A 5,475-nucleotide genomic window follows, 5' to 3' on the forward strand; every position below is an offset into this window, starting at 1 on the left:
CTGGTAGTGCGGTAGGGCTGTGGTCTTCGGGGGTGCACGGTGGGGCTGGTAGTGCGGTAGGGCTGTGGTCTTCGGGGGTGCACGGTGGGGCTGGTAGTGCGGTAGGGCTGTGGTCTTCGGGGGTGCACGGTGGGGCTGGTGGTGCGGTAGGGGTGTGGTCTTCGGGGTGTGCGGTGGGGCTGGTGGTGCGGTAGGGGTGTGGTCTTCGGGGTGTGCGGTGTGGCTGGGGTGTGGGCGTGGCGGATTTGGGGGCGTGCGGGTGGGTGCGTAGTTCGCGTCAGCGGCCCTCCGGCACAGTAAGATTCGACGGGTGGCGATCCCTAATCAGCCGATCGGTGAGACGGTCGAGCACCCGCAGGCCAACCTGATCCTTGTCCTCGGGCTGCTCAGCCCGTTCTGCTGCGGGATCTTCGGGCCGGTCGCGTGGGTGCTCGGCAAGCGGGCACTCAATGAGATCGACGCGTCCTACGGCGCGCTCAGTGGCCGCTCACAGGTGGTGATCGGCTATATCGCCGGCATCTTCGGCACCATCTGCATGCTGCTCTTGGCGCTGCTGTATCTAGCCGGGTCCTGCAACGGGAACTTCTGAGTTCAGTCCAGGCTCGGGCGCTCGCCGGGAGCGTCCCAGGCCGGCCATTCGTCGCTGACGCTGCCGGTCCAGTTCGGCGGGCGACGTTCCTTGAACGCCACCATCGCCTCGCCACCGTCGACGCTCTTGGCAACCTGCGCGTTGAGCTCGGATTCGAGCTGCCCGACCACCGTGGGCGTCATGCCGAGGCTCTCCCAGATCAGCCGCTTGGTCAGCGCGACCGGCAGGGGAGCGGTGCCGGTGGCGATATCGTGCGCCACCGCCATCGCCGTCATCAGGATCTCGTCGGCGGGCAGCGCGGCATTGGCCAGGCCGAGGGACTTGGCTTCGTCACCGTCGAACGTGCGCCCGGTGAGCATGATGTCGGCGGCGTTGGCCAACCCGGCCAATCGCGGCACCGTCCAGTGCGCGAACCCGTCGGCGAGCACCCCGCGACGCACCTGGTTCAGCCCGTACACCGCGTCGCGAGCGAAATACCGCAGGTCACACTGCAAGGCCAGCGCCAGACCGATGCCGACCGCGTGCCCGTTCACCGCCGCGATCACCGGCTTGCGAACCTGCCAGGGCGGCGGATCGAGCGTCGCGCTCACGTCGCCACCGCGCGCGGCCAGATCCGCGCCCGCGCAGAAGGCCGGTGCAGTGCCGGTAATCACCACGGCGCGGATCGCGTCCTCGATATCGCAGCGTCGTAGCGCGGCGCTCAGCTCGGCGGCCATCGTCGGGGTGACGGCGTTCTGCTTGGCAGGTCGGTTGAGCGTCAGCAAGGCGACGCCGCCTTCGACATCGACGAGCAATTCCGAACTCATGGGATCGAATCGTACTAGCGACCGGCCAGCAAGTGTCTGCCGATCGCATACTTGTGCACTTCCGTCGGTCCGTCGTAGAGCCGGAATGCGCGCATATCCCGGAACAACATCTCCACCACCGTTTCGTCGCTGATCCCGATTCCGCCGAGTACCTGCACACACCGGTCGGTGACCTTGAACAGCTCCTCGGACACGTACGACTTGGCCATCGACGACTCGTGTCTGGCCTGCTGCCCCTGGTCCATCAGCCAGCAGGCGTGCCAGATGGTCAGCCTGCACTGGTGCAGCGCCACCTCGTTGTCGGCGAGCATGAACGACACGCCCTCGTGTTCGCCGATCGGCTTGCCGAAGGCGGTGCGGGTGCGCGCGTAGTCCAGCGCGATGGACTGGGCACGGGCGGCGGCGCCGAGCCAGCGCATGCAGTGGGTCAGCCGGGCGGGTGCCAGCCGCAATTGCGCGTACCGCAGGGCCTGTCCGGTGCGGCCGAGCACGGCCGTCGGCGGCAGCGTGAGGTTGTCGAACCGCACCACCGCGTGCCCGCCGACGTAATTGCGGTCCATCGTGTTCATGATCCGCTCGATCACGATGCCCGGCTCGTCACCGGAGGTGATGAACAGGGTCGGCCCGGCGGGCAGGTGCGGGTTCTCGGCGAGCAGGGCCATGATGATCCAGGTCTTGGCGCCGTCGGCCCCGGTGATCAACCATTTGAGACCGTTGATCACGAAGTTCTCGCCGTCGAAGATCGCCTCGGTGCTGAGCTGCCCGGGATCCGACCCGGCCCCTCCGGGTTCGGTCATCGCGAAAACCGAGCGCTGCTCGCCCCGGATCACCGGCATCAGGTACTGGTCGATCTGTTCCGGATCGGCGATCTTACCGAGCAGGAACATGTTCCCCTCGTCGGGCGCGGCGCAGTTCATGGCGACCGGCCCGAGCGTCGACCAACCCGCCGCCTCGTACACCAGCGCCTGCTCGACGTGGCTGAGTCCGAGCCCGCCGTATTCCACCGGCGCCTGCACAGTGAGCAGCTTCTCGGTGCGGGCCAGCTCAACCAGTTCGGCCCGCAATTCGTCGGTCGGGCCGTGCGCGGTGAGCCGGGGATCGCGCTCGAACGGCACGATCTGCTCGACGACGAAGTTCCGAACCCGATCACGCAGGGCGGCGAGATCGTCCGGCACAGAGAAATCGATCATGAATCGATTGTGTTCTATCGGTTCAGCGCGCGTGTGCGAGTTGCCGATTGCGATGTCCGACTACCCGGCACACCAGGTAGATGCTGAACGAGATCGCGGTGACGAAGGTCGACACCGGAACGCCGGGTGCCAGCGACAGCAGCAGCCCGCCGACCGCGGCGATCTCGGCGAAGATCACCGAAAGCACGGTCGCGCGCATCGGGCTCGAGGTCACCTGCGCGGCCGCCGCGGCGGGTGTGATCAGCAACGCGAGCACCAGCAGTGCGCCGACGATCTGCACCCCGAACGCGGCGGTGATGCCGAGCAGTACCGCGAACACCACCGACAGTGCCCGCACCGGCACCCCACGCGCGATCGCGACCTCGGGATCGGAACTGGCGAACAGCAACGGCCGATACACCACAGCCAGTACGGCGAGCACGCCCGCGGTACACGTGACCAGCAACGCGAGCCCGTCATAGCCGACTCCGGCGACCTGCCCGGTGAGCAGCGAGAACTTCGACCCGGCCCGCTCCGGTGCGAGCCACAGGAACAGCACCGATAACCCGAGCCCGAACGACAGCACCACCGCGATCACCGAATCGCGTTCGCGCGCACGAGAACCCAGCCACCCGAACAGAACCGCCGCGACCACCGAACCGGCGATCGCCCCGAATCCGACCCCGACACCGACGAGTAGCGCCGCCGACGCTCCGGTCAGCGACAGCTCGCTGGTCCCGTGTACCGCGAACGACATCTGCCTGGCGACGATCAGCGGCCCGATCAGCCCGGCCAGCAACCCCAGCAGGGCACTCGCCAGCAGCGCCTGCTGCACGAAGTCATAGTTGAGCAGATTCGCGGTGGTGCCGAAGTTGAACATCTGCTCGAACACCTTGGTGAGCTTGTCCATCAGGCAGTACCGCCCAGCGCGTCCATGTCGTCACCGGTGCCGACCACAACCAGGCGCCCGCGCACCCGCAACACCTCGACTTCGGTGCCGTACAACTCCGACAGCGTCGCCGATGTCATCACCTCATCGGGCGTGCCGATCCGGAACCCGCCGTCGACCAGATACAGCACCCGATCCACCAGCGGCAGGATCGGATTGATCTCGTGCGTCACGAACAGCACCGCCGTGTCGTGTTCGCGGCGGCGTTTGTCGACCAGCTCGGCCACCAGCCGCTGATTCGCCATGTCCAGGCTCAGTAGCGGTTCGTCACACAGCAGCACCGACGGGTCGCCGACCAGCGCCTGCGCGACCCGCAACCGCTGCTGCTCACCACCGGACAACGTCTCCAGCGGCGCGTGCGCGAACGACCCGGCACCCACCGCGGCGATGGCGCTGTCGACCTTCTCGGCCCGGCTGCGTCGACCACGCCAGCCGAGCCCCCACCGGTGCCCGTCCACGCCGAGTCCCACCAGGTCCACCCCGCGCAGCTGCACGCCGGCGTCGATGGTCTTCTGCTGCGGGATATAGCCGATGCCCGGATTGCCGACCCCGGCGCGCCGTCCGGCGATCTGCGCGCTGCCCGAGCTCAAGCCGAGCGTGCCGAGCAGTACCCGCAGCAGCGAGGTCTTGCCCGAGCCGTTGGGTCCGAGGACGGCGATGAACTCACCCGGTCGCACGTCGAGGTCGAGGTCATGCCAGAGGGTGCGGTCGCCGAAGGCCATGGTCGCCGCGCGCAGCCGGATCGCCGCGTCGGCGGCATCGACGTCGCGCGCGGTGGTGGATTCCGACAGTGCGGTGGCTTCGGTCATGGATGTCCTCAGCGCAGGGCCGCGGCTAGCGCCTTGGCGTTGGCGGTCTGCCACTGGATGTAATCCATTCCAGCGGGCAGGGTTTCGGTGACCTCGACAACAGCGATGCCCGCGGACTGCGCGGTGGCCCGCAGGTCCTGGGTGATCTTGTCCTCGGTCTGGGAGTTGTAGATCAGCGCCTTCACCTGCTTGCCGGTGATCAGGTCGCGGGTGGCGGCGACGGCGGCCGGGGCCGGGTCGGTCTCCTGCTCGATCGCTTCCTGGAACTCGCGCGGGGTCTTGTCCTGCGCGGTCGCGGCCAGCAGCAGGTAGTGCGCGAGCGGCTCGGACTGGGCGACCGGCGCGTTCGGTGTCTGGGTGGCGATGGTGCCGGTGATGGTGCTGACGCCGATCAGCTGATTCTTGAAGGCGACCGCGCGCTCGGTGTAGGCATTCGCGTGGGCCGCGTCGACCTGGCCGAGTTCGGCGGCGATCTGGTCGGCGACGGCGGCGACGGTGCTCACGTCGTACCAGACGTGCTCGTTCTCGTCGCCCTTGTTCACGCGCTGTTCGAAGGCCTCGACGGTCCGCTTGTCCTTACCCGAGATGGCCTTCTCGATGAACTCGTCGTAGTGGCCGCCGTTGAACACGACCAGATCCGCGTCGCTGATCTTGGCGGTGTCGGTGGCCGAGGTCTCGAACGAATGCGGGTCGGCGGCGGGATCGCTGATGATCGAGGTCACTTGCGCATCCGGCCCGGCGACGGCGGTCGCGACCGAACCCCACACATTGGTGGAGGCGACGATCTGCGGGGTACCGGAATCGGTGGAGCTGGTGCCACAGGCGCTGAGGACGACCACGGCCGCCACTCCTGCCGTGAGACCGGCGAACAAGCGGGCGAATCGAGGGTTCACGCGGCACTCCTGGCGGGCAAGCTGTAGATCGTAATGGAAATCGTTACCGTTTTAGATTAGCAGGGTGTGCGCGTGGGTATGTGCCGGGATCGAATTGTTCGGTAGTCCCAGACGGTTGGACGCTGTGTTTATTGGCGCGCTGGCGCGCGCGTGTCCGCGGCCCTGAGGGGCCGCCGATCAGGGCTCGAGACTAGAGCCTTCGGCTCAGCGCTTTCGAGCCCTGATCGGCGACCCGGCCGCGGACCGGCCACTTCGTGGCC

The 5,475-nt window shown here is 67.6% G+C and carries 6 protein-coding genes; 1 reads left to right on the forward strand and 5 read right to left on the reverse strand.

What is annotated here, in order from left to right; all coding sequences use genetic code 11:
- Positions 1–310 precede the first annotated feature (310 nt).
- Positions 311–589, forward strand: coding sequence for a DUF4190 domain-containing protein (locus ACFWO8_RS33050; RefSeq protein ID WP_378974709.1), 279 nt, complete (start codon positions 311–313; stop codon positions 587–589).
- A gap of 2 nt (positions 590–591) precedes the next feature.
- On the opposite strand, the gene ACFWO8_RS33055 is transcribed toward ACFWO8_RS33050, so the two are convergent.
- From ACFWO8_RS33055 to ACFWO8_RS33075, 5 genes are read right to left on the reverse strand one after another with little or no spacing between them, the layout of a single operon-like run.
- Entirely contained in the window at positions 592–1,395 is an 804-nt protein-coding gene (locus ACFWO8_RS33055; RefSeq protein WP_378974712.1) for an enoyl-CoA hydratase/isomerase family protein, read from the reverse strand.
- A 14-nt stretch (positions 1,396–1,409) separates the two neighbouring features.
- Positions 1,410–2,585: an acyl-CoA dehydrogenase family protein gene (locus ACFWO8_RS33060; RefSeq protein ID WP_378974715.1), complete on the reverse strand. Its 1,176-nt coding sequence runs from the start codon at positions 2,583–2,585 to the stop codon at positions 1,410–1,412.
- 22 nt (positions 2,586–2,607) lie between these two features.
- Entirely contained in the window at positions 2,608–3,474 is an 867-nt protein-coding gene (locus ACFWO8_RS33065) for a metal ABC transporter permease (RefSeq protein WP_378974718.1), read from the reverse strand.
- Positions 3,474–4,322, reverse strand: a complete 849-nt coding sequence (locus ACFWO8_RS33070) for a metal ABC transporter ATP-binding protein (protein ID WP_378974724.1) — start codon at positions 4,320–4,322, stop codon at positions 3,474–3,476. Before ACFWO8_RS33070 ends, ACFWO8_RS33065 begins: the two co-directional genes overlap by 1 nt.
- A gap of 8 nt (positions 4,323–4,330) precedes the next feature.
- Positions 4,331–5,215, reverse strand: coding sequence for a metal ABC transporter solute-binding protein, Zn/Mn family (locus ACFWO8_RS33075; RefSeq protein WP_378974728.1), 885 nt, complete (start codon positions 5,213–5,215; stop codon positions 4,331–4,333).
- Between the last annotated feature and the right edge of the window lie 260 nt (positions 5,216–5,475).

This window comes from Nocardia sp. NPDC058480 (genome assembly GCF_042720495.1).
GTDB lineage: Bacteria > Actinomycetota > Actinomycetes > Mycobacteriales > Mycobacteriaceae > Nocardia.

What these genes read in the sequence shown, in the direction of transcription:
- ACFWO8_RS33055 (WP_378974712.1), bottom strand. Translation starts at nt 1,395, where the DNA reads ATGAGTTCGGAATTGCTCGTCGATGTCGAAGGCGGCGTCGCCTTGCTG.
- ACFWO8_RS33060 (WP_378974715.1), bottom strand. Translation starts at nt 2,585, where the DNA reads ATGATCGATTTCTCTGTGCCGGACGATCTCGCCGCCCTGCGTGATCGG.
- ACFWO8_RS33065 (WP_378974718.1), bottom strand. Translation starts at nt 3,474, where the DNA reads ATGGACAAGCTCACCAAGGTGTTCGAGCAGATGTTCAACTTCGGCACC.
- ACFWO8_RS33070 (WP_378974724.1), bottom strand. Translation starts at nt 4,322, where the DNA reads ATGACCGAAGCCACCGCACTGTCGGAATCCACCACCGCGCGCGACGTC.